The sequence below is a fragment of the Methylobacterium sp. ap11 genome (assembly GCF_900110515.1).
Lineage (GTDB): Bacteria > Pseudomonadota > Alphaproteobacteria > Rhizobiales > Beijerinckiaceae > Methylobacterium > Methylobacterium ajmalii.
In genome coordinates this window covers 270,284-294,277 of sequence record NZ_FOEB01000002.1, presented here as the reverse complement: position 1 = coordinate 294,277, position 23,994 = coordinate 270,284, and the positions used below count along the sequence as shown (strand labels likewise).

At 67.5% G+C, this 23,994-nt stretch carries 22 protein-coding genes; 11 read left to right on the top strand and 11 right to left on the bottom strand.

Annotated elements, in window-relative coordinates; translation table 11 throughout:
- Positions 1-134 precede the first annotated feature (134 nt).
- On the bottom strand, positions 135-917 hold the full coding sequence (locus tag BMX97_RS03820) for an SDR family oxidoreductase (protein WP_091745561.1): 783 nt from the start codon (positions 915-917) through the stop codon (positions 135-137).
- A 224-nt stretch (positions 918-1,141) separates the two neighbouring features.
- Complete coding sequence (gene argH / locus BMX97_RS03815; RefSeq protein WP_091745559.1) at positions 1,142-2,533, bottom strand: argininosuccinate lyase; 1,392 nt, start codon at positions 2,531-2,533, stop codon at positions 1,142-1,144.
- Here argH and BMX97_RS03810 point away from each other — a divergent pair.
- A complete protein-coding gene (locus BMX97_RS03810) occupies positions 2,532-3,179 on the top strand; it encodes a thiol:disulfide interchange protein TlpA (RefSeq protein ID WP_091745558.1) in 648 nt (215 codons plus the stop codon). The genes argH and BMX97_RS03810 overlap by 2 nt on opposite strands.
- Positions 3,180-3,241: 62 nt before the next feature.
- The gene (gene nhaA, locus BMX97_RS03805) at positions 3,242-4,432 is read left to right on the top strand and encodes a Na+/H+ antiporter NhaA (protein ID WP_091745556.1); all 1,191 of its coding nucleotides are present in this window, start codon (positions 3,242-3,244) and stop codon (positions 4,430-4,432) included.
- 110 nt (positions 4,433-4,542) lie between these two features.
- Here the strand turns inward: nhaA and BMX97_RS03800 are convergent, their stop codons facing one another.
- Positions 4,543-6,132, bottom strand: a complete 1,590-nt coding sequence (locus BMX97_RS03800; protein ID WP_244538263.1) for a L,D-transpeptidase family protein — start codon at positions 6,130-6,132, stop codon at positions 4,543-4,545.
- 332 nt (positions 6,133-6,464) lie between these two features.
- Positions 6,465-7,418 carry an acetyl-CoA carboxylase carboxyltransferase subunit alpha gene (locus BMX97_RS03795; protein WP_060848678.1) on the bottom strand — a complete coding sequence of 318 codons (954 nt, stop codon included), beginning with the start codon at positions 7,416-7,418 and terminating at the stop codon, positions 6,465-6,467.
- Between the two features lie 283 nt (positions 7,419-7,701).
- Between BMX97_RS03795 and BMX97_RS03790 the strand changes: the two genes are divergently transcribed.
- From BMX97_RS03790 to BMX97_RS03775, 4 genes are all read left to right on the top strand, one after another.
- Positions 7,702-8,829 (top strand): patatin-like phospholipase family protein, encoded by a 1,128-nt coding sequence (locus BMX97_RS03790; RefSeq protein ID WP_091745553.1) that lies wholly within the window; start codon positions 7,702-7,704, stop codon positions 8,827-8,829.
- A 24-nt stretch (positions 8,830-8,853) separates the two neighbouring features.
- Positions 8,854-9,597, top strand: a complete 744-nt coding sequence (locus BMX97_RS03785; protein WP_091745551.1) for an acetoacetate decarboxylase — start codon at positions 8,854-8,856, stop codon at positions 9,595-9,597.
- 169 nt (positions 9,598-9,766) lie between these two features.
- A complete protein-coding gene (locus BMX97_RS03780) occupies positions 9,767-10,552 on the top strand; it encodes a 3-hydroxybutyrate dehydrogenase (protein WP_091745548.1) in 786 nt (261 codons plus the stop codon).
- A gap of 941 nt (positions 10,553-11,493) precedes the next feature.
- Complete coding sequence (locus BMX97_RS03775; protein WP_091745546.1) at positions 11,494-12,285, top strand: YfdX family protein; 792 nt, start codon at positions 11,494-11,496, stop codon at positions 12,283-12,285.
- Between the two features lie 104 nt (positions 12,286-12,389).
- On the opposite strand, the gene BMX97_RS03770 is transcribed toward BMX97_RS03775, so the two are convergent.
- A complete protein-coding gene (locus BMX97_RS03770; protein WP_091745544.1) occupies positions 12,390-13,013 on the bottom strand; it encodes a 2,3-bisphosphoglycerate-dependent phosphoglycerate mutase in 624 nt (207 codons plus the stop codon).
- Between the two features lie 33 nt (positions 13,014-13,046).
- Entirely contained in the window at positions 13,047-13,844 is a 798-nt protein-coding gene (dapB, locus tag BMX97_RS03765) for a 4-hydroxy-tetrahydrodipicolinate reductase (RefSeq protein ID WP_091745542.1), read from the bottom strand.
- 169 nt (positions 13,845-14,013) lie between these two features.
- Between dapB and BMX97_RS03760 the strand changes: the two genes are divergently transcribed.
- Complete coding sequence (locus tag BMX97_RS03760; protein ID WP_091745540.1) at positions 14,014-15,045, top strand: alpha/beta fold hydrolase; 1,032 nt, start codon at positions 14,014-14,016, stop codon at positions 15,043-15,045.
- Here the strand turns inward: BMX97_RS03760 and BMX97_RS03755 are convergent.
- Positions 15,011-15,730 (bottom strand): MarC family protein, encoded by a 720-nt coding sequence (locus BMX97_RS03755; RefSeq protein WP_091745538.1) that lies wholly within the window; start codon positions 15,728-15,730, stop codon positions 15,011-15,013. The two genes, BMX97_RS03760 and BMX97_RS03755, sit on opposite strands and share 35 nt — an antisense overlap.
- Before the next feature lie 3 nt (positions 15,731-15,733).
- A complete protein-coding gene (locus tag BMX97_RS03750; protein ID WP_091745536.1) occupies positions 15,734-16,474 on the bottom strand; it encodes a class I SAM-dependent methyltransferase in 741 nt (246 codons plus the stop codon).
- 196 nt (positions 16,475-16,670) lie between these two features.
- On the opposite strand from BMX97_RS03750, the gene gloB reads away from it, so the two are divergent.
- A complete protein-coding gene (gene gloB, locus BMX97_RS03745; RefSeq protein WP_091745534.1) occupies positions 16,671-17,450 on the top strand; it encodes a hydroxyacylglutathione hydrolase in 780 nt (259 codons plus the stop codon).
- A gap of 5 nt (positions 17,451-17,455) precedes the next feature.
- Positions 17,456-17,893, top strand: coding sequence for a cupin domain-containing protein (locus BMX97_RS03740; RefSeq protein ID WP_091745532.1), 438 nt, complete (start codon positions 17,456-17,458; stop codon positions 17,891-17,893).
- Positions 17,894-18,043: 150 nt separating this feature from the next.
- Here the strand turns inward: BMX97_RS03740 and BMX97_RS03735 are convergent, their stop codons facing one another.
- The 3 genes from BMX97_RS03735 to BMX97_RS03720 all read right to left on the bottom strand — a co-directional run bounded on the left by BMX97_RS03735 (position 18,044) and on the right by BMX97_RS03720 (position 22,024).
- Positions 18,044-19,480: an ATP-dependent nuclease gene (locus BMX97_RS03735; protein ID WP_177202116.1), complete on the bottom strand. Its 1,437-nt coding sequence runs from the start codon at positions 19,478-19,480 to the stop codon at positions 18,044-18,046.
- Positions 19,480-20,673 (bottom strand): DUF262 domain-containing protein, encoded by a 1,194-nt coding sequence (locus BMX97_RS03725; protein ID WP_091745895.1) that lies wholly within the window; start codon positions 20,671-20,673, stop codon positions 19,480-19,482. The genes BMX97_RS03735 and BMX97_RS03725 overlap by 1 nt, the downstream gene beginning before the upstream one ends.
- A 472-nt stretch (positions 20,674-21,145) precedes the next feature.
- Complete coding sequence (locus tag BMX97_RS03720) at positions 21,146-22,024, bottom strand: aromatic amino acid exporter YddG (RefSeq protein WP_091745530.1); 879 nt, start codon at positions 22,022-22,024, stop codon at positions 21,146-21,148.
- Positions 22,025-22,198: 174 nt separating this feature from the next.
- Here BMX97_RS03720 and BMX97_RS03715 point away from each other — a divergent pair, with 174 nt between their 5' ends.
- Together BMX97_RS03715 and BMX97_RS03710 are read left to right on the top strand one after the other, a co-directional pair.
- Positions 22,199-22,855, top strand: coding sequence for an alpha-ketoglutarate-dependent dioxygenase AlkB (locus tag BMX97_RS03715; protein WP_091745892.1), 657 nt, complete (start codon positions 22,199-22,201; stop codon positions 22,853-22,855).
- A 160-nt stretch (positions 22,856-23,015) separates the two neighbouring features.
- Entirely contained in the window at positions 23,016-23,960 is a 945-nt protein-coding gene (locus tag BMX97_RS03710) for a hypothetical protein (protein ID WP_091745889.1), read from the top strand.
- Positions 23,961-23,994: the final 34 nt, after the last annotated feature.

Sequence of the window (23,994 nt, the reverse complement as noted above, 5' to 3'; positions counted from 1 at the left end):
CGGCAAGGTCGATGAAGCCCTCTCCCCGCCTGCGGGGAGAGGAGGGACCCGCGCCTTTTTCTCCACCGAACGGTTCATCGGCCTTGGGAAACGAGTGGGGGCGAGACGACTGTCGTCCCGCCCCACGAACCTCGTCAGATCGACCGCACGGCCCCGCCGTCGACCCGGATCATGCTGCCGGTGACGTAGGACGCGCGCTCCGAGGCCAGGAAGCACGCCACGTCGGCGAATTCCTGCACCTTGCCGTAGCGCTTGGCGGGAATCGCCGCGCGGGCGGCCTCGGCGATCTCGTCGCGCGACTTGCCCTGTGCCTTGGCGTTGGCGGTGTCGAGCTCGCCGGTGCGGTCGGTCTCGATGCGGCCGGGCAGGATCATGTTGACGGTGACGCCGTCGGCGGCGACCTCGGCCGACAGGGTCTTGGCCCAGCCGGCGATCGAGGCGCGCAGCGCGTTCGACATCACGAGGTTGGGAATCGGCTGCTCGACGCCGCTCGAGGCCACCACGACGATGCGGCCGAAGCCGGACTGGCGCATCCCCGGCAGGACGAGCCCGGCGAGGCGGAAGACCGGGGTCACCATCGCCTCGAATTGCGGCGTCCAGGCCTCGGGCTGCACGGTGAGGGCGGTGCCGGCCGGCGGACCGCCGGTATTGGCGATCAGGATGTCGACCCCGCCGAGATGCTCCTGCGCGGCCGCATGGATCGCCTCGACGTTGTCCTTCAGGGGACCCGCGAAGGCGTGGGCGCGGCCCTGGCCGCGGGCGTTGATCGCCGCCACCGCCTCGTCCAGGCGCTCGGCGGTGCGGGCGGTGAGCAGCACGTCCGCGCCCTCGGCCGCCAGGGCCTCGGCGATGCCGCGGCCGAGGCCGCGGCTGGACGACAGGACGAGGGCGCGCTTGCCCTTGAGACCGAGATCCATGGTGGGTCCTCCCGTGATGGGTCGAGCTTGTTCGAGGCAGGGACTAACACACGCACCTGTGCCCTCCCACCCACGACCTCATCCTGAGGTGTGAGCGAAGCGAGCCTCGAAGGAGGGCTCCAGGATACTCCGCGATCCCTGGAGCCCTCCTTCGAGGTCAGTCGATCTGCGATCGCCAACACCTCAGGATGAGGGGTGCGGATAGGAGAGATGGACGGAACCGCTCAGGCCGTCTCGCCGGCCAGGCGCTTGAGCCAGCCTTCCGCCTGCGCCCGCACGTTGTCCGGCGCGGTGCCGCCGTAGCTGGTGCGGCTCGCGACCGAGTTCTCGACGCCGAGCACCGCGAAGACGGCTTGCGTGATGCGCGGCTCCTCGGCCTGCATCACGGCGAGCGGCAGCGCCTCGAGGCCGATGCCGCGGGACGAGGCCTCGCCGACGAGGCGACCGGTGACGTGATGGGCATCGCGGAACGGCAGGCCGAGCTCGCGCACCAGCCAGTCGGCCAGATCCGTGGCGGTGGCGTAGCCGGAGCCGGCCGCCACCTTCAGGACCTCGGGCACGGGCTCGAGATCCCGGACCATGCCCGCCATGGCGGCGAGGCACAGCGAGAGGGTCTGGAGCGCGTCGAAGGTGCCCTCCTTGTCCTCCTGCATGTCCTTCGAATAGGCGAGCGGCAGGCCCTTCATGACGATGAGCAGCCCCGACAGGGCGCCGATGACCCGGCCGGACTTCGCCCGTACCAGCTCGGCGGCGTCGGGGTTGCGCTTCTGCGGCATGATCGAGGAGCCGGTGGTGAACCGGTCCGACAGCTTGACGAAGCCGAACTGGGCCGAGGTCCAGACCACGATCTCTTCCGCGAAGCGCGACAGGTGCACCGCCGCGATCGCCGCCGCCGAGAGGGCTTCGAGGGCGAAGTCGCGGTCGGCCACCGAATCGAGCGAGTTCGCCGTCGGCCGGTCGAAGCCGAGGCTGGCGGCCGTGGCGTGGCGGTCGATCGGGAACGAGGTGCCGGCGAGCGCCGCCGCACCGAGCGGGCATTCGTTGAGGCGGGCGCGGGCGTCGCGGAACCGGCCGCGGTCGCGGTTCAGCATCTCGACATAGGCCAGGAGATGATGGCCGAAGGTGACCGGCTGGGCCGATTGCAGGTGGGTGAAGCCCGGCATCACCGTGCCGGCATGCGTGAGCGCCAGCTCGGCCATCGCCTGCTGGAGGTCGGCGGCCTGGCCGTCGAGGGCGTCGAGGGTGTCGCGCACCCACAGCCGCATGTCGGTGGCGACCTGGTCGTTGCGCGAGCGGGCGGTGTGGAGGCGCCCGGCCGTCGGGCCGACGATCTCGCGCAACCGGCTCTCCACGCTCATGTGGATGTCCTCGAGCTCGCGGCGGAACTCGAAGGTGCCGGCCTCGATCTCGGACTGGACGGACTTGAGACCGGCCTCGATCTTCGCCACATCCTCGGCCGGCAGGATCCCCGCCTTGCCCAGCATCGCGACATGGGCGAGCGAGCCCCGGATGTCCTGGGGGGCGAGGCGCTTGTCGAAGCCGATGGAGGCGTTGATCTCCTCCATGATCTCGGCGGGGCCGCTCGCGAAGCGCCCGCCCCACATCCGGTTGCTCATGTCCTCACCTCGTCTCGCATCACCGCGAAAAGCCCGCCTCGCCCTGGTCGCGGGGGGGCTCGCCGCACTCCTCGGCCTCGGGGCTGCCCTATACGGGGTTGCGGGCGGGAGCAACGGCGGCGCCTGCCCGCTCGCCAAGGCCACGGCCGCCCGGGTCGCGCCGCTCGCCCGCGGCGAGGTCGCGGCGCTCCAGGTCGCCGCGAGCCCGAAGGCCGCGCCCGCCCTCGCCTTCACCGGGCCGGACGGGCAGCCGAAGACTCTCGCCGACCTGAAGGGCCGCACGGTGCTCCTGAACCTGTGGGCGACCTGGTGCGCGCCCTGCAAGGCGGAGATGCCGGCCCTCGACCGGCTCCAGGGTGAACTCGGGGGCCGGGATTTCGAGGTGGTGGCGCTCAACCTCGACACCCGCAACCCCGAGCGGCCGCCGCTCTGGATGAAGGAGAACGGCATCGCGCGGCTCGCCTACTACTCCGATCCGGGCGGACGGGCGCTGCCGGTGCTGCAGCAGGGCGGCGACGTGGTGGGCCTGCCCACCACCTTCCTGATCGACCCCGACGGCTGCGAGATCGGCGTGATGAAGGGCCCGGCGGACTGGGCGAGCGGGGACGCCCTGAGGCTGGTGCGGGCGGCGCTCGGGCGGGGGTGACGTCCGCCGAGTCGTGTCTCACGCGCGTTGATCCCGGGCGCCTTTCCTGGCACCCGGGCTCCATGCAGCCCTCCCCCTCCCCCCGGCGCCTGCCGCGTCCGCTCTCGGCCCTGCGCGGCCTGCTGGTCAGCAGTGCGGGCGGCGGGCTCGTCCTGATGGCGAGCGCGGTACTGGCGCTCGTCGTCGCCAACGGGCCCTTTGGCGAGGCCTATGCCCACGCGCTCCACGCGACGATCGGGCCCTTGAGCCTGCTGCACTGGATCAACGACGGCCTGATGGCCGTGTTCTTCCTGCTCGTCGGACTCGAGATCAAGCGCGAGATCCTCGACGGGGCCCTGCGCACCTGGCCCGACCGGGCCCTGCCGGGCATCGCGGCGCTCGGCGGCATGGCGGTGCCGGCCCTCGTCTATGCCGCGGTCAATGCGTCGTCGCCCGAGACCCTGCGCGGCTGGGCAATCCCCGCGGCGACCGACATCGCCTTCGCGCTCGGCGTGCTGGCCCTGCTCGGCTCCCGGGCCCCGGTCTCACTCAAGATCTTCCTCACCGCGCTCGCCATCCTGGACGACCTCGGCGCGGTGGTGATCATCGCCCTGTTCTACACCGCCGATCTGTCGGCGCCGATGCTGGCGCTGGCCGGCGCCGTCACGGCGATGCTGTTTGCGCTCAACCGCGTCGGACTTCGCCGGCTCGGGCCCTACCTGATCCTCGGCGCCGTCCTGTGGCTCTTGGTGCTGCGCTCGGGGCTGCACGCCACCGTGGCGGGCGTCGTCCTGGCGCTGGCGATTCCGCTGCGGGCGAGCCCCGGCCGGCCGGACGACCGCGAGTCGCCGCTCCACGCTCTCGAACACGCGCTCCAGCCCTGGGTCGCCTACGCGATCCTGCCGGTCTTCGGTTTCGCCAATGCCGGCGTGTCGCTCGCCGGGCTGACGCCGGGGGCCTTGCTCGCCCCGGTCACCCTCGGGGTCGCGGCGGGGCTGTTTGTCGGCAAGCAGGTCGGGGTGCTCGGCGGCGTCTGGCTCGCGGTGCGCACCGGGCTGGCCGCGAGGCCCGCCGGCGCCTCCTGGCGCCACGTCTACGGTGTGGCGCTGCTGTGCGGCATCGGCTTCACCATGAGCCTGTTCATCGGCGGCCTCGCCTTCGCGAATGCGCCGGAATTCGACACCGAGACCAAGCTCGGGGTCATCGTCGGCTCGGTGCTCTCGACCCTGGCCGGGGCGCTGGTGCTGTCGCTCGGGCCGCGGGCGACGGCGTAGCCGCCACCGCACCCGGGCAGGCCACCCGGCCCGCCACGGGGGCCCATCCCGGGCTCCGCACTCGCGGCCCCGGGATCAAACATCCAGGGCGGGCGACCCGGGAGCCGCCCTCAATTCCCCGGCTGCGAGGCCGCGACGCGGTTGCGGCCGTGGCCTTCGGTACGCTTGCCGGTCTCCGACGCCTTCTCGGCCGGCTTCGCCTCGCCCGACTTGACCTCGCCGGATTTGGCCGCCGGCTTGCCCTCGGTCGACTTGCTCTCAGTCGGCTTGCCCTCGGCCTTCTTCGCGCCCGCCGGATTGAGGCCGTCGACCTTCCCGTCGGCCTTGGCGTTCGCCGCCGCCGGATGGGCGGTCGGAGCGGTGTGGAGGTGGGCGTTCACCTTCCTGGGCAAGGGTGCGGCCGGCGAGATCGCCGCGACCGGCGCGGTCTCCGCCGCCGGCAGGGCGGCCGGCGCGACCGGGGGCGCCGCGGGCGCGCCGCCGAACAAGTTGCCGAGGAGCTTGCGGTAGGCGGCGGGATCGCCGTCGGCGCTCGCCACGGTGATCGGGCCCGCCGGGGCCGATGGAGCCGCCGCGGCCTCGGCCGCCTCGCGGGTCGGGATCGGGGCCGGATTGGTCGCGGGGGCCGCGAAGGCGAGCGCGGTCGGCTTCACCGCCCCGGGCTTGCCCTTCTCGTGCTTGGCATCGATCTTGGCGAGCAGGACCGGCTTCACCTTCGGCTCGATCGAGATCTCTTCCGGCGCGGCCGCCAGGGCCTCGGGCCGGCTGATCGTGCCCATGTTGGGCCGCGGCTGCGCCTGCTCGGCGAAGAGCTGGGTGCTCGGCGCGGTCTCGCGGAAATAAGGGTGCTGGCCGCCGTCCTGGTAGACGAGGCGGGTCGCCGCCGTGCCCTTGGCGACGAGCTCGGCTACCTCGACCTCGTCCTTCTGGCGCTTGGCGACGACGACCGGGTCGACCTTCGGGCTGCAGGCGCCGGCCGCGGCGTCCTGGCCGCCGAAGACGTAGCGGGTGCCGCACACCCCGACCCGCGGCTCCTCGTGCAGGGCCTCGAAGTAGTCCGACCCCTCCTTCAGGTTCTTCCAGAAGCCGATGTTGGGGTCGTTGCGGAACTTGGCGAGGTTCTGCGCCGTCATCCGGAACGGATAGGACTGGAACTGGAACGCCCGCTGCCCGCCCGCGAAGGCCTCGCGGGCGATGGCGTAGATCTCGGCGATCGCCTCGTCGGTCATGGCGAAGCAGCCGGCCGACGAGCAGGTGCCGTGCACCATCAGGTAGCTGCCGGTGCGGCCGTTGGCCCGGTCGAAGGCGTTCGGGTAGCCGGTATCGAACGACAGGTAGTAGGACGAGTTCGGGTTCATCTGCCCCATGGCGATGGGATAGAACCCTTCCGGCGCCTGGCGGTCGCCCTCCCGCACCTTCGGCCCGAGCTGGCCCGACCAGCGGCAGATCGGGAATGTCTTGAGGAGCGCGTACTGCCCGTCGGGCCCGCGCTTCCAGACCTCCATCTCCGATTCCTTCTTGAAGGCGCGGATCAGGATCGGGTCGCGGGGCGACATGTTCTTGGCCGTCATCAGGGCGACGGTCTTCTGGGGGATCGGCTCACGGGCGCGGGCGGAGCCTGCGGCGGAGAACCCGGCATCCTGGCACGCCCCGAGGGACAGGGCGGCGGCCAACGCGCTCGCCGCCAGCACCGGACGCATCGCCAGACGTCTCGCCAGACGCACCATGGGACAACCCCGCCTTCCCGCTCCAGACCCCGGCACCCTGACGCCGGGGACCGTTCTCCCCAACCCCATAGCTTCGTTAAACTTACCCGCCTCTTACCGCAAGAACGGTTAAGATTGCGCGGATTCGCTCAACAGGCGCGTCGGGCAAGACGCCGGCGCATGACGGCACGGGGTTCACCCGCGAAGACATCGGCCGCGTCTTCGGCAAAACCAAGGCCGGGACGTGTCTGGCACGCGCCGGTTGTGCGGAGCTGTGGATCGCGGGGATACGGGGCGAGGGATATGTGGCGCGGGGAGCGCCGGCGCTACAGGCTTCGCCCGATCTCCAGGAACTTCTGCGCCCGCTTGTCCCGCAGGGTGTCGGCGTCGAGGGACGCGAGCGGCTCGAGCGCGCCCGCGATCGCGTCGCCGGTCGCCCGGATGGCCGCCTGGCCGTCGCGGTGGGCGCCGCCGGTCGGCTCGGGCACGATCGCGTCGATGACGCCGAGGCGCAGGAGGTCCTGGGCGGTGATCTTCATCGCGGTCGCGGCGTCCTGGGCCCGGCCGGCGTCGCGCCACAGGATCGAGGCGGCGCCCTCCGGCGAGATCACGCTGTAGATCGAGTGCTCGAGCATCAGCACCGTGTTGGCGGTGGCGAGCGCGATGGCACCGCCCGAGCCGCCCTCGCCGATCACCACGGTGACGTTCGGGGTCGGCAGGCCGAGGCAGGCCTCCGTCGAGCGGGCGATGGCCTCGGCCTGGCCGCGCTCCTCCGCCTCGATGCCCGGATAGGCGCCGGCGGTGTCGACGAAGGTGAGCACCGGCAGGCCGAAGCGGCCGGCGAGCCCCATCAGGCGCACCGCCTTGCGGTAGCCCTCGGGCTTGGCCATGCCGAAATTGTGCCGGATGCGCGCCTCGGTGTTGGCGCCCTTCTCCTGGCCGATGACGCAGACCGGCCGGCCGCGGAAGCGGCCGAAGCCGCCGACCACCGCCTCGTCCTCGCCGAACACCCGGTCGCCGGCCAGCGGCTGGAATTCCTCGATCAGGCCGGCGCAGTAATCGACGAAGTGGGGCCGCTGCGGATGGCGGGCGACCTGCGTCTTCTGCCAGGGTGTGAGCCCGGCATAGAGCTCGGCCAGGGCCGCGGCGGCCTTGGCCTCGAGCCGGGTCACGTCCTCGCTGATCGCCACCGCGCCGTCGCGGTCGCCCAGCGCCCGCAATTCCTCGAGCTTCGCCTCGAGCTCGGCGACGGGCTTTTCGAAGTCGAGGTAGGAGCGCATCGGGACCTGTGTTGTGTCGGGCCGCATCGCGGTGGCTTTTTGCGCGAGGCGCGGGGTCTTTGGCACGGCGGCCGGCCCGGTCCTGACGTCCGGGCCGGGCGGCGCGGAGGGTTGGCGGAGGGGCCGGCGCATGTCAACCCGCGAGGCCCCGGCCGGGGCAGCGCCCGGCCGCGGCGCGAAAAGCAGGCGGGCCGCGCACGGCAAAGCTTGTCTCGAAGCCTTGTCTTGCGGCACTGCACCATCATCTTACGGCCGGGACGGGCGACGATTCCCTGGAGAGGCCATGGACGAGCCGGAGCGGGCGGAACGCGACGAGTGCCGGGTGCTGGTGCTCCAGGGCGGCGGGGCGCTCGGCGCCTACCAGGCCGGCATCGCCGAGGCGATGCAGGAGGCGGCGCTCTCGCCCGAATGGGTCGCCGGCATCTCGATCGGGGCGATCAACGCCGCGCTCATCGCCGGCAACCCGCCGGAGCGGCGCGTCGAGCGGCTGCGGGCGTTCTGGGACAAGGTGTCGTCCGGCATCACCGTCTCGCCGTGGTTTCCCGGCGAGCAGGCCCGGGAGGTGTTCAACGCCTGGAGCGCCGCCTTCGGGGCGGCGGTGGGCGTGCCGGGCTTCTTCGCCCCGCGCTGGCCGCCCGCCGCGCTCTACCCGCCGGGCGCCCCCCAGGCGCTGAGCTACTACGACACCGCCCCCTTGCGGCAGACGCTCGTGGAGCTGATCGACTTCGACCGGATCAACCGGCGCGAGACCCGGCTCAGCGTCGGCGCAGTCAACGTCCGCACCGGCAACTTCGTCTATTTCGACAACCACCGCGACCGGATCGGGCCCGAGCACGTCATGGCCTCGGGGGCGCTGCCGCCGGGCTTCCCGCCGGTCGAGATCGACGGCGAGCCGTACTGGGACGGCGGCATCGTCTCGAACACGCCGCTGCAATACGTCCTCGACGAGGAGCGGGCGCGCGACCTCGCGGTGTTCCAGGTCGACCTGTTCAGCGCCCGCGGGCCGGTGCCCCGCACCCTGGCGGAGGCGGCCGAGCGCGAGAAGGACATCCGCTTCTCGAGCCGTACCCGCCTCAACACCGACGACCAGATCGAGATCCACCGCGCCAAGACCGCGTTCCGGCGCCTGTTCGACAAGCTGCCGCAGGAGCTGCGCCAGGACCCCGACGTCGCGTTCCTCGCCGAGGTGAGCCACCAGAACGCGGTGACGATCCTGCAGCTGATCTACCGCGCCAAGAACTACGAGAGCGACGCCAAGGACTACGAGTTCTCGCGCGCCACCATGCTGGAGCACTGGAAGGCCGGGCGCCACGACATGCGCCGCTCCCTGCGCCACCGGCGCTGGATCGAGCGCTGCCGGCCCGACCAGGGCGTGACCGTGTTCGACCTCACCCGCGACGCGCGGGACTGAGTTTTTTGAAGGAAGGGACGCCGCATGACCCGCGACGAGATCCTGAAGGCCCCCTCGATGCCGGCCTTCAGCCCGAGCTACCCGCACGGGCCCTACCGGTTCATGCGGCGCGAATACCTCATCATCACCTACGAGACCGACCCGGAGGCTTTGCGCGCCGCGCTCCCCGAGCCGCTGGAGCCGGCGCCCGGCAACCTCGCCTTCTACGAGTGGATGAAGATGCCGGATTCCTCCGGCTTCGGCGATTACGAGGAGAGCGGCTCGGCCATCGTCGCGAGCTACAAGGGCGAGCCCTGCAACTACTCGGTCCAGATGTACCTCGACGACGAGCCGCCGATCACCGCCGGCCGCGAGATCTGGGGCTTCCCGAAGAAGTACGGCGTACCCCGGCTCAAAGTGACGAAGGACACGCTGACCGGCACCCTGCACTACGACGACGAGCGGGTGGCGATGGGCACGATGACCTACAAGCACCGCAGCCTCGAGGACCAGCTCGACAAGGTCCGCGAGGGCATCGGCCAGCTCAACGTCAACCTGAAGCTGATCCCGGACGTCGATGGCGGGGTGAAGGTGGCCCAGCTCGTCGGCTACCGGCTGCAGGACATCCGGGTCCACGGCGCTTGGGAGGGCGATGCGCGGCTGCACCTCATCCCCCACGTCAATTGCCGCGTCGCCGACCTGCCAGTGCGCCGGATCGTGCGGGCGCGCCACCAGATCGTCGACTTCACCCTGCCGTACGGCCACGTGCTGCACGACTACCTGGCCTGATACGCGATCCGGAACATGACATACGAGATCCGGAAGATGACTTGCGGATCTCGTATCACCAGCCAGCGCGGCGCCCGAGCGAAGCCGCTTTCCGCATCGCGAAGCGATCGATCGGAAAGCGTATGAGACCGTTCACCCCGAAAGCCCCCGATCCCCGGAGAGTGTTCCCATGTCGCTGCAATCCAAGACCGCCCTCGTCACCGGCTCGACCAGCGGCATCGGCCTCGCCATCGCGAAGGCGCTGGCCGGCGCCGGCGCCAACGTGGTGCTCAACGGCTTCGGCAAGCCGGAGGCCATCGAGGCGGCGCGCTCCGGCATCGAATCCGAGTTCGGCGTCAAGGCGCACTACTCCGGCGCCGACATGACCAAGCCCGAAGAGATCGCCGCCATGGTCGCGGAGGCCGAGCGGACCTTCGGCGCGGTCGACATCCTGGTCAACAACGCCGGCATCCAGTTCGTCTCGGCGATCGAGGAATTCCCGCTCGAGAAGTGGGACCAGATCATCGCCATCAACCTGTCCTCGGCCTTCCACACCATGCGGGCGGCGATTCCCGGCATGAAGAAGAAGGGCTGGGGCCGGATCATCAACACCGCGTCGGCGCATTCCCTCGTCGCCTCACCCTACAAGTCGGCCTACGTGGCAGCCAAGCACGGCATCGCCGGCCTGACCAAGACCGCGGCGCTGGAGCTCGCCACCCACAAGATCACCGTCAACTGCATCTCCCCGGGCTACGTCTGGACCCCGCTGGTCGAGGCCCAGATCCCCGACACCATGAAGGCCCGCGGCCTGACCAAGGAGCAGGTCATCGACGAGGTGCTGCTGAAGGCCCAGCCGACCAAGGAATTCGTCACCGTCGAGCAGGTCGGGGCGCTGGCCGCCTTCCTGTGCACCGATGCCGCAAGCCAGATCACCGGCGCCAACCTGCCGGTGGATGGCGGCTGGACGGCACAGTAACCGACCGGCGGGGGCCGGATCGGGGCCTTCCCGTCCGGCCGGCGCCGCGCCGCCATGCGCCAGGGACCCTCAGCGGTCGTCGTGCCGCCTGACGGCGATCGGAGCGAGCGTTCTCCGACGCGGCGGATCCCGGTTCGTCGGAGAGCGCCGTAAAGTCATAGACTTGGAACAGCTCCCAGCCGTAACGCCAAGGTGTACGACGCGGGTACGACGGTCGGGAGCGTGCCCCCTCCCCCCTCTGCGGGGGAGGGTGCCCGGCGGAGCCGGGCGGGAGAGGGGCAGCGCGACGCTGATCCAGCGGGCGCTTTTCAGAACGGTTCAGTCTTATCCGGAAGCGGTGTCCCCTCTCCCGGCCTGCTCCGCAGGCCACCCTCCCCCGCGGAGGGGGGAGGGGTTCCCCTCTCGGCCGTCGCGCCTGCACCGCATAACCTGCTGCGTCGTATGCCGTGCGGCCACTCGATCGGGCGCCGCTGTCGCGTAGAGATCCCTGAGCCGTCCTTCTCTGTCAGTCCGTCATTGACGAACCGACGCCTCTGAATGGGGTCGATGGTCGGACATAAGAATCGACGGAATATCTTATCTATCGATTTATAGAATATACGTTCCCGCGCCACCGTGGAATTTCTCTGCGCACTGCGGGCAGGCCGGCTCCGCCGACCCAACCGTCACGTCATGGGCCAGCTCTCCCTATCCGCTGGCCTGTGCGCCGCACCCCTGTTCATCGCTCGCGTCGCCCCCGGGCGATCGGGTGCACGACGGCCCCCTCCCCTTCATGCCTCGACCGCAAGTCGCCCGCCACGCGAGCGACGCTCTTCCGTTGCGTTACGGACTCTTAATGTTCCAGACAGGCAACCCAGATCCCGAGAGCGTATTATCACGATGTAGACGATGCGTTGATGTCGCGAACACAGATCGACACCAACTCAAGAGGAGGCACCATCATGTTCTCTCGCAAGTCTCTCGCCGCCGCCCTCGTCGCCACCACGGTCCTCGGCGGGGCCGCCTATGCGGCCGAGCAGGCGACCAAGCCCGCGGTGGTGCAGGAGACCGCGGCCCAGAAGGCGGTCGACAAGGATGTCGGCAAGCTGTCGAAGGACGGGGCCCAGGCCTTCCGTGACATGCACCTCGCCCGCATCGCCATCTTCGACGCCGATCCCGCCCAGGCCAAGAGCCTGATCGGCAAGGCGCAGGCCGCCCTGGCCAAGGCGAAGACCGACGACGCCGTGTTCACCAAGGCGGAGGCCGAGCTGAAGACCCCGGCCGAGATGGCGGTCGCGAAGGACAAGACCGCAACAGACAAGACGGCGGCCGCGGACACGACCGCCAAGAGCAACGACAAGGTGGCGTGGGTGCCGGTCGACGCCCAGATGACGCTGGGCGAGGACTTCGTGGCGACGCCCGAGAAGGCCGCGGCGGTGACCGAGGCGAACAAGAGCCTGGCGAAGGGCGATCAGAAGTCGGCGGTCGAGAAATTGAAGCTCGCCCATGTCGACGTGAACTTCGTCATGGCGGTGATGCCCCTCGACAAGACCGCCGCCGACGTGAACCAGGCCGCCACGCTGATCGGCCAGGGCAAGTACTACGAGGCGAACGCGGCCCTGAAGACCGCCGAGGACGGGATGCGCTTCGACGTGATCGACGCCGTCGGCCTGCCGCAGAAGGCCGCCGCCACCGGCAGCACTAAGACCGCCGCGCCGGCTCCCGCCCACGCCGACGGCAAGGCTGCCAAGTAAGCGAGCGGAAGTAAGCGAGCGGAAGTAAGGGAGCGCAAGTCAGCGAGGGGAAAGTAAAGGAGTGATGGACGAGGGCGCCCGGGACTGGGCGCCCTCCCCCGACTTCAGTCGCGGTCGAGGACGTCCTTCGTCTCGACGGTGGTGTCGTCCTTGAGCCGGTAGACCAGCGGTACGCCGGTATGCAGCTCGAGGCCCGGGATCGTCTCGGTGGTCAGCCCGTCGAGCACCATCACCAGGGCGCGCAGCGAGTTGCCGTGGGCGGCGACCAGCACGCGCTCGCCGCGCATCACCCGGGGCAGGATCTCCCGCATGGTGTAGGGCAGCACCCGGGCCACGGTGTCCTTCAGGCTCTCGCCGTTGGGCGGGGGCACGTCGTAGGAGCGGCGCCACACATGGACCTGCTCCTCGCCCCACTTGGCGCGGGCGTCGTCCTTGTTCAGGCCCGACAGGTCGCCGTAGTCGCGCTCGTTGAGGGCGGCGTCGGAATGGGTGGTCAGGCCGGACTGGCCGAGCTCCTCCAGAATCAGCGCGCAGGTGCGCTGGGCCCGGCCGAGGTCCGAGGTGAAGGCGACGTCGAACTGTACGCCCTTCGCCTTCAGCCGCCGCCCGGCCGCCCGCGCCTCCTCGACGCCGAGCTCGGTGAGCCCGGGGTCCTTCCAGCCGGTGAACAGGTTCTTCAGGTTCCACTCGCTCTGGCCGTGGCGCGCGAGGACGAGAAGACGCTCCATGATGCGATTCGCTCCGTTTCGAGGAAAAAGGGGTCAGAGGCCCAGCACGTCGTCCATGCCGTAGAAGCCGGGCTCGCGGGACTGGGCCCACAGGGCGGCCTTGACGGCGCCGGCGGCGAACAGCCCGCGGTCGCTCGCCAGGTGGGTGAGTTCGATGCGCTCGCCGGCGCCGGCGAAGATCACGCTGTGCTCGCCGACCACGCTGCCGCCGCGCAGCGTCGCGAAGCCGATCGTGCCGGGCTCGCGGGCGCCGGTATGGCCGTCGCGCACCGCGACCTTGCGGTCGGCGAGCGCGACGTTGCGGCCCTGCGCCGCCGCCTCGCCGAGGAGCAGCGCGGTACCGGAGGGCGCATCCACCTTGTGGCGGTGGTGCATCTCCAGGATCTCGATGTCGTACTCCTCGCCCAGCGTCGCCGCGACCTTGCGCACGAGGCCCGCCAGCAGGTTGACCCCGAGCGACATGTTGCCCGACTGCACGATGCGGGCGTGGAACGCCGCCGCCTTGAGCTTGGAAAAATCGTCCGGCGACAGGCCGGTGGTGCCGACGACGTGGACGATGCGGGCCTGGGCGGCGAGTTCGGCGTAGAACACGGTCGCGGCCGGGGCGGTGAAATCGAGGACGCCGTCGGCCTCGGCGAAGGCGGGCAGCGGGTCGTCGGTGACCGGCACGCCGAGCGGCGGCAGGCCGGCGAGCACGCCCGCATCCTGGCCGAGCGCCGGCGAGCCCTCGCGCTCGATCGCGGCCGACAGCGTGCAGCCCTCGGCCTCGGCGACGGCCTGGATCAGCATCCGGCCCATCCGCCCGGAGGCGCCGACGACGACGAGACGCATGGGTCACGCTCCTGATGCCGGCGGCTCCCGGCCGCCCCTTCCGGGGCCTCGTACAGGGGCGGACCGGTGCTGCCAAGGCGCCCGGGGAATATCGCGCAGGGGAAGGGATATGCGCGGGACGGCGGATGCCCCATCTTCTCCCGCAGTGCAGCATCGCGCCGGAGATCCCATGGCCTTTCGGTTCGTTCCCGGGCGTGCCTCGCGCCGCGCCGCCAGCGGCGCCGTGCGGATCCTGCGCGCCACCGCCAAGGCGAACGCCGCCGCCGCGCGCCAGACCGGCGCCCTGATGCGGCGGGGCACGGAGGCCATGAAGCCGGAGGCCCCGGCGCACAAGCCGCCGGGGCGCATCATCGAGGTCGATGGGGTGCGGGTGCACTGCATCGTCAAGGGCCGGGGCCGGCCGGTGGTGCTGATCCACGGCAACGGCACGATGGCGGAGGACTTCGTCATCTGCGGGCTGCTGGAGCAACTGGCCAAGTCCTACCGGGTCATCGCGATCGACCGGCCGGGCTTCGGCCATACCGAGCGGCCGCGGCACTGGGTCTGGAGCGCGGCCGCGCAGGCGCGGCTGATCGCGCATACGCTCGCAGCGCTCAAGGCCGAGCGGCCGGTGGTGGTCGGCCATTCCTGGGGCACCATCGTGGCGCTGGCGCTCGCTATTACAGAAGGCCTCGACCTGCGCGGGCTGGTGCTGCTCTCCGGCTACTACTATCCGGGCCGGCGCGCCGACGTGGCGATGATCGCGCCCTTGGCGGTGCCGGGCCTCGGCGACGCCGCCCGCGCCCTGGTGCCGGGGGCGGTCGGACGGGCGCTGGCGCCGCAGGTCTTCCGCCACGTCTTCAGGCCGCAACCCGTGCCGGACCGGTTCACCGCGCGCTTTCCCGTCTCGCTCTCGCTGTCGGCGACGCAGGCGCGGGCGAGTGCCGAGGACACCGCCGGCATGAACGGCGCGGTCGCCCTGCTGCAGCCGCGCTACGCGTCCCTGCGCCTGCCGGTGGCGATCCTGTCGGGGGATGCCGACGCGATCGTCGAGGCGGGCGAGCAGTCGTGCCGGCTGCAAGCCGAGGTCGCGGGCAGCACCCTGGCCCTGCTGCCGGGCCAGGGCCACATGATCCATTACTCCGCCAAGGCCCGGATCGTGCGGGCCGTCGACGCCCAGATGGCCCTTACGGGACGGACCCTGGCCTGGCGTTCGCAATGAGCGGCCCCAGGACGTCGGTGACGCCGGTCAGCGTGATCTGGGTGCCGACGCACAGCAGCAGGAAGGCGGCGAGCCGCCCGAGCACCCGGGCCCGGGCATGGCCGAGCCGCTCCACCAGCCGGTCGGCGGAGGCGTAGGCGAGGAGCACCATCAGGGCGATGACCAGGGAGGCGGCGGACGCTCCGGCGAGATAGGCGATCCGGTCGACGCCGCCATCGGGCCGCCCGGCGCCGAGCGCGATCGCCACCGCGATGGTGCCGGGGCCGGTGGTGAAGGGCAGCGTCAGGGGGAAGAACGCCACCTCGGCGAGCGCGGCGGGCTCGGGATGCGCCTCGCTGCCCTGGACCGGCTCGGCCTGAGCGGTCTTGCGCGCCTCGCGCTGCTCGGGCGCGGAGAGGAGGTTCCAGGCCTGGGCCGCCACCACGAGGCCGCCGGCGATGCGCAGCGCCGAGAGCGAGATGCCGAAGAAGCTCAGCACCGAGGCCCCGGCCCAGAGCGAGACCAGCATCACGGCGGCCGCATAGACGCCGATGCGGCGCGACAGCCAGGTGCGGTCGGCGTGGCTGCGGCCCGCCGTCACCTGCGCGAAGATCAGCGCCGCGCCCGGCGGGTTGACGATCGAGAACAGGGCCGAGAAGGCGAGGAGGAAGCTCTGCAGCGCGGCATCCGCGCCCGGGAACGGCATCGGTCAGGCCCCTCCCGGCACGGGGGCGGGCACCGGCACCAGGACCCGGGCGCCGAGCCGTGCGGTCTTGCGGGCCTGGACCGCCACCGGGCGGTGGAGCTGCTTGCAGGCCTCGACGACGTGCAGGCCCGCGAAGGGCAGCGACAGGCCGGTGCCGAGCCGCTCCCAGGCGCTGGCGGTGCGCAGCGTCAGCCAGCCCTCCACCGGGGGCACGTAGAGGGTCTCGGCCCAGTCCTCGGGGGAGAACAGGGTCTCGCGCATCAGCCGGCCGAGCTGCGAGCGGCTGTAGGGCTGGCCGTGGCCGAAGGGCGTGGCGTCGCGGCGCGCCCACAGGCCGCGGCGGTTGGGCACCGCCATGATCAGCCGGCCGCCCGGCGTGAGGACGCGCCAGACCTCCTGCATCAGCTCGGCCGGGCTCTCCACCGCCTCGACGGCATGGATCAGCACCACCCGGTCGACGGCGGAATCGGGCAGCGGCATCATGGTCGGGTCGACGAGGCACGAGGCCGAGCGGCCGGCGACCGGCCAGTTCGTCACCCCCTGCGTCGCCGGCATGAAGGCCAGCGTGCGCTCGGCGGCGTGGCGCACCGGGCCGAGATACGGCACCGCGTAGCCGAGGCCCATCACCCGCAGGCCCGAGACCGAGCCGAGCATGCGGTGGACCGTGCGGCCGACGAGCCGCTGCGCCACCTCCCCGAGGGGGCTGGCGTAGAAGGCGCGCAGTTCGGTGACGTCGAGGCTCATCGGTTCTCGCGACGTGCGGCGGGGGGCGCCGTCGGGGCCATGAATGGGGAGTGGCCCAGGCCGCGGCAAGGCGTCAACCCGCCGGCTGCCCGCACGCTCCCCGCTATTCGCCGGAACCGGCTCACCCTGCGGCGTCCCGCGCCCTATCTCCCGCTCCGAGAGACGCCGCGAAGCCGTCGCCGTGGGAACCGCCGCCATGCCCGAGACCCGTCCCCAGATCCGCACCTTCCCGTGCCGGAGCGACAATATCGGCGTGCTGATGCGCGATCCCGCCACCGGCGCCTGCGCGGCGATCGACGTGCCGGAGGCCGCCGCCGTTTTGCGCGCCCTCGACGAGACCGGCTGGACGCTGACCGACATCCTGGTCACCCACCGGCACGGCGACCACGTCGAGGGCATCCCGGAGGTCAAGGCGCGGACCAGGGCCCGGGTGACGGCCCCGGCCAAAGCCGGCAGCGCCGTGCCGCAGGTTGACGCCACGGTGCGGGAGGGCGACGTAGTGACGGTGGGCTCGCTCGCCGCCGCCGTCTGGGAGACGCCCGGGCATTGCGACGACCACGTCACCTACTGGTTCGAGGAGGCGGGGATCGCGTTCGCGGGCGACACCCTGTTCACCCTCGGCTGCGGCCGGGTGCTGGAGGGCCCGCCCCAGGTGCTGTGGCGCTCGCTGTCGCGCTTCCTGCCGCTGCCCGACGAGACCGTGATCTATTCCGGCCACGACTACGTCCTGTCGAACGCCCGCTTCGCGCTGGCCGCCGAGCCGGAGAACCGCAACCTGAAGGACCGTGCGGCGCTCGCGGAGAAAGCCAAGGCGGAAGGCCGCTTCCTGGTGCCGACGACGCTCGGCGAGGAGAAGGCCACCAACCCGTTCCTGCGCGCCGCCGAGCCGGCGCTCGCCCGCGCGGTCGGCATGGAGCCCGGCGCCGATCCGGCGGCGGTGTTCACGGCGCTGCGCGAGTGGAAGAACCGGTTCTGACGACGATGCAAAACCTGACGGCATCGGAGGTCGTGCGCCTCCTCGACCTCAAGCCGCATCCGGAGGGCGGGCATTACCGCGAGACCTTCCGGGACCCGCGCGAGATCGACGGCCGCCCGGCCTCGACCGCGATCTACTACCTCCTCGACGTCGGCGAGACCTCGGAGTGGCACCGGGTCGACGCCGCGGAGGTCTGGCTGTGGCATGCCGGGGCACCGATGGTGATCACCACGAGCCCCAACGGCCACGACGCCGAGGCGCGCCACCTCGGCCCCGACCTCGCCCGGGGCCACCGGCCGCAGCTCGTGGTGCCGGCCGGCCACTGGCAGACCGCCACCAGCCTCGGCGCCTGGACCCTGGTGAGCTGCACCGTGGCGCCGGGCTTCCGGTTCGAGGGCTTCGAGATGGCGCCGCCGGACTGGCGGCCGATGCCGCGGGGGTAGCGGCCGAAGCGCAAAGCTCAAGTGAGCGAAGGTTTAGCGTGCGTATCCGATAGCGCCACTCGCCGCTACGCTCAGTTTATTTCTATAATAAACTCGCAATATTTGAAATGAGAAGAGTTATAAACTCTGCTCATTTTTTATTTTTCAAATTTAGTTCACGATCGATCTCAGTGAGCTTGCGAATTTTTCCGCTTCTATACGATTCCTATCTTCCTCGAGCCATGCTTCAAGCAATCCTCGAAGTAGCTGATCGAACGAAAGGCCAAGATTTCTTCCGAGCTCATATATCCAGTCATGCGGATCAAGGCCCTGCAATGCGTGATTACCAATACTGAATTGCTGAGGCGTAATGCCAATATAACGCGAAGATCGTCCAGGATCGTTGAACGCCATCTGCTTCAGTGCTTCTTCCATCGGGACGTCCCCGGGAAGAAACACAGCTGGCCATAGGCCCTGCGATTCCTCCACTCGATTTTTTTGATCTCCGTCGTAAACCCCAACGACAGTAACTCGCTGTGCATACCTTGGGAACAATTCTCTCATAGACGTTATTTTTGACTCTCCTCCTATATCAAGCAAGTCAGATTTCAGCAGCAAAGCGATATCAAATTTACTTAATATATACTTTGCAAGTTCTCGACCAAGCCTATCTTCTGTTATAAAAACAGGAATAGATTTTGATTCGAGCCCTATAGTATGAAGAAGCTCCGCACATTCTTTCTTTTCTGCTAGTTGAGATCCAACTGCTGTTTGATATAATATTGCAATTTCGTTCTCAGCTAATTTTTTGACTAAATTTGGTGAGTGGGTAGATATAACGACTGATAAATTTTTTTCCACGCTTTGAACCACAATAAAATTCATGAGAGCAGCTTGAGCAACGGGAGATATATAAGTTTCTGGCTCCTCGATTATAACTAAGCTATTTTTCTGAGCCTTTCTAAGAGCTTGCATTAGTAAGACACATGAAATTTCACCAAGACTCATTGTCTTTATATCATAAAATGTACCGCGCTCACACACCTTAATATAATATTTTACTGGCAAAAATCCCTCTAATTCAAAAACTTCGACTGACGAATATGACTTACCAGTGATATATGAAAGCATAGAAATTTCTTTTTGCGAAAATTTAACAGGGTCAGTCCCATTTATAGTATCATTAATGCTTTCTATCTCGTATCTGAAAAAATTTTGCTGTGTTGTCGACTCTAACGATGTATCGACAAAAATCGCATTTATCTTTTTCTCGGGAATCTGGGCCATAACGCCGTTTGCTATATTTAACTGATAGCGCTCGTTATGGATTAACAAATCAATCGTGATTTCGCCAGAGCAAGTTCGATCGTGCGCTTTTATCTTTTCAAGATCTTCTTCTGTACTAACGAAAGCGCGTCGCATTATGGATAATATGGTACTTTTACCAACGCCGTTTAGACCACATATTGCTGTGATTGGCGCGTGAAAAGTAAGCAACGCATCAGATAGGCCCGAGATTCCCTCATATTTGATGGACATTACTCTTGAAGATCGCGCCTTGCCACTTCTAAGATCTTCGTACGCTCGGCTAATTTCTGCATGGCGCATCAGAATTTCCCCCATGCTTCGAGGTTGAGATGAGTTTCAAGAATTTCCTCGGCGCTGCAGGACTCTGGAAAGCGCAACTTATTGCACATTATTTTGAATACGTCTTGTCTAGGTAAGCTAAGAGGTAAATCTGAAATATCTATACCGATCTCAGAAGCGACAAAAAAGTTGAGAATGAAATCACGATAAATTACAGAACTTACATCTGATACACGCGAAGTAGATCTATCTGTGTATACCGATAGTAGCTCTGTCCACGTCGGCATCGACGCAAATAAACTTAACTTTTTTGCTCCTTCGGAGCTCAGTCGTGATCTTTTAGATTCAAAATTCTCCAGTAATTGTCGATCAAAATTAACGAGAAAATCTTTTTTATTGTATGATATATATGTCGCTACCAATATCATCCACGATAGCAACGAAGCTTTATTGTGTCGAACTGGCTTTGATTTACATCTCAAATCTGTAAAAACTTTTATTGTTTCAGATCCAAGATCAAAAACATTCTTATTAAATTCATTATCTGATCTGAAGCGATCTGATACAGATCCAGCGGTAAGCTTTTTTGTTAAATCTCTGGTTTCTATTGTGCAAAGCAATTTTGACAGCACATCATCGTAAGCCATTCTTGAGTTAGAAAATCCAATAGTCTCCTGTGTACTTCCCATTTTTTCAAATTCGACTACGAGTTTTTTTACCTGTTTTCTGACAGGGCCATAAAAAGCGTTTCTCTGTTCTGCTGCCGTGATACTCGTAAGAGTATTTAATCTATAAAATAGCTCACCTGGCTCTTCAGGTGCGTAGTCGCTTATGCGGATGATCCTAAGAGTAAAATTGTCAAATATCCTGCGAATATCAGCCGGTAATTGCGCATAAAACAGTCCATCTAATTGACTAATTTCATTGCTTACTGGAGCAATATAACCATCAACAGAAAAAAGATTTTGTGCGAAATCTCGAATTGCCGCTAGCCTTTGTTGTCCGTCAAGCACGTCCTGTTTATGCGTTCCAGGTATCACGATTGTATGTATCGGCGGTATATACCAATTTCTTAGAACGCTATCTATGAGTTTTTTCTTTTTATTTACAGTCCAGACTTCTCCTCTTTGAAAATCAGGTTGTAAATCTAAATCGCCTTGATTTATACGCCTAATGACAGTGTCAATATCAGGATCGGACGGAGAGAGTTTCATTTTCTTAACCCTTATTATAGCTGCTGCCTAAAAGAGAGGATAAAGAACCTCTGCAACCCTACATACATCTAAAATAGTTGCACTTCTCCTAATAGGGGAATTTACTATTCGTTAGCGAAAAATAGCTGCTTATGTATTTCGCAAATCATCTGTAAATTATAAGGTTCGTCTGAAATATGCATTGGCGTTAGAATTATTGATTATCAATATAAATCAAAATTTATTTAGAAAAATCATAAGTATTCAATAATATTTTATATGCCGTAAAATCGCACATGGCACGACAATTCAATTCGTATAAATTAAACGACAATTTTTACTGCGAAGGTGGTCAATTCACCAGCTGGATGAGGAATTTTTTCGCTGTAAGAGGCAACTAGCACGTCAGCCGATGCTCGCACTAGTCGGCGCCGGAGTATATCGGCGACCGGACCGAGCGCGCCCGCGCCTGCGGCCGGGAATAGGATTTCGGCTACCCCTCCGCCGTCTCTCGGCCGCTCCGGGTCGCCACCAGGGCGCCCGCCACGATGAGCCCGCAGGCGAGCGCCAGCGACCAGGTCGCCGGGGCGTAGCCGGCGGCGACGAGGATCAGGGTGGAGAGGACCGGGGCGGCGTAGGAGCCGACGCCGAGGAGGCGGATGTCGCCGCGCTTCACGCCGATGTCCCAGAGGTAGAACGCCGCCCCGACCGGCCCGAGGCCCAGCGCCGCGACCGCGGCCCATTGCGCCGGCCCGTCCGGCCACACCGTGCGCTCGACGGCGAGGTGGCAGATCAGGCTCAGGGCCGCGGTGGCGAGGCAGAAGCCCGCCACCGCGTCGGTCGGCACCGCGCCGACCCGGCGCGACAGCACCGAGTAGCCCGACCACAGGAAGGCGCAGGCGAGCGCCGCGGCGTAGCCCGGCAGGGCGGCGGCCTCGAAGGTGAGCGAGCCGCGGCCGAGGAACAGCGCCACGACGCCGGCGAGCCCGAGGAGCGCCCCGGCGAGGTGGGCCGCGCGCAGGCCGCCCTCCCCCGGCAGGAGCGCGGAAAACAGCACGATCAGGAGCGGCCAGAGGTAGCTGATCAGCCCGGCCTCCGCCGGCGGCGCGAGGCGGAGCGCCGCGAAGTAGAGCGCGTGGTAGCCGAACAGCCCGGCGATCCCGAGCGCCCAGACCGCGGGCGGCTGGCGCAGGGACGCGAGCCCGGACGGCCGCACGATCCAGCTGGCGCAGCCGAGGAGGCCGCCGACCAGGAAGGTCATCGCGGCGAGCTGGAACGGCGGCACCGCGCCGGAGGCCGCGGTGAAGAGCGCGAGCAGCGACCAGAGCAGGATGGCGCCGGAGCCGATCAGGGTGGCGGAGCGGATCGTCATGGGAAACGTCGTGGGAATCGTCATGCCGCTGGGGAAGACCCGAGGGAGGCCTATCATGCCGGGCCAGCCGGTCGACCGGAAAATACCGGGCCCATCGGTCCGTCGAGGGATTCCGGGCCTGCCGGCCTGGCGGGAAATCGGGTAGGACGGCCCTCCCCGCGGAGGGACCGTGCCCTGATCGAACTCGCCCCCGGCCTGATCCACGTCCCGGGCTACCTCGACGCCGAGGCGCAGGCCGCGCTCGCCGCGGATCTGGCGGAGGTTTTGCGCGAGGCGCCCGCCTTCACGCCGACGATGCCGCGCACAGGAAAACCGTTCTCGGTCCAGATGACGAATTGCGGACCCATCGGCTGGGTCTCCGACCGGGCGGGCTACCGCTACCAGGCGAGCCACCCGGAGACCGGCCGGCCCTGGCCGGCGATGCCGGCGGCGGTGCTGCGGGCCTGGGCCGCCCTCGCCGGCTGCCCGGCCGATCCCGAGGCCTGCCTCGTCAACCTCTACGCCCCCGGCACCCGGATGGGGCTGCACCAGGACCGGGACGAGGCGGAATTCTCGGCCCCCGTCCTGTCCCTGTCCCTCGGCGCGACCGCCCTTTTTCGCTACGGCGGCACCGCGCGCACCGACCCGACCCGCTCGGTGCGCCTCGTCTCCGGTGACGCGATGGTGATCGGCGGACCCTCGCGCCTGATCTTCCACGGCGTCGACCGCATCCTGGCCCCGAGCGCGGACCTCCTCTCCCCGGCGCCCGGGCCGGTCCTGCCCGCTCCGGTGCCGGCGGGCGGGCGGCTCAACCTGACCTTGCGGCGCGTCTCGGCGATCCGCCGCGCTTGACAGACCGGCGCGCGCGGCAGAGGCATCCACGTCCCGCGCGCGGCCCAATCCCCGGGCCGCGACGCGCCCCTCTTCCGAGCACCGCCCGCTCCCGGACGGTCTCCCCGCGAACCCAGAGACGAGTCTGATGCCGACGAGTCCCCTGTCGCTGCCGAGTCCCCTGTCGCTGCGCAGCCTGGCGCTCCTCACCGGCCTGATCGGCCTGCCGGCCGGCGCCCTGGCGGCCGATCCGGTCTACCCGCCGGGCTCGCGCTTCGGCTTCGAGCCGGCCAAGGAGATGGTGGTGTCGCGCCGCTTCACCGGCTTCGAGCGGCAGAGCAGCGGCGCCACGGTCTCGATCGTCGAGCTGCCGGCCCAGGCCTACAAGGACCTCGCCACCAACTTCACCGACGAAAACCTGAAGACCCAGGGCCTGGTGGTGAAGACCCGCGAAACGCTCAAGCTCGCCGACGGGCGCGAGGGCATGCTGTTCACCGGCGAGCAGCCGATCGAGCAGCCCGCCGGCGCGCCGGCCCTGCACAAGTGGGTCTTCCTCGTCGCCGACCCGACCGTCACCGGCATCGTCATCGGCCAGACCCTGCCGGGCGCCGAGAGCGACGAGGCGATGCGGACGATGCTGACGAGCGTGCGTGTGCGCCCGGCCCTGACCATCGACCAGCAGGTCGCGGCCCTGCCGTTCCGGGTCACCGAGACGGCGGGCTTCCGGCCCGTGCGGGTGCTCGGCGGCAACTCGGTGCTCTACACCGACGGGCCGAAGGACCAGATGACCAACCTCGACCAGCCGATCCTGGTGCTGGCCGAGGCGGTGCAGCCGGCCCCCTCCACCGACCAGCGCGACGCCTTCGCGAAGGCCGCGCTGTACTCGAACCAGACGATGAAGGACTTCGCGATCGAGCGGTCGCAGAGCTTCCGGCAGAACGGCGCCGACTGGCACGAGATCGTGGCCCGCGCCGTCGACGTCCCGTCCGGCACGCCGGTGGTGGTCTCCCAGACCATCCGCTTCCAGCCCGACGGCTACTTCCGCGCCGTCGGCGTGGTGCGCGCCCAGGACCGGGAGACGATGCTGCCGCGCTTCCGCAAGGTGGTGGACGCCGTCGCGTTCTGATCAGAGCCCCGGGGGCGAGGCCGGGCGGCCCCGC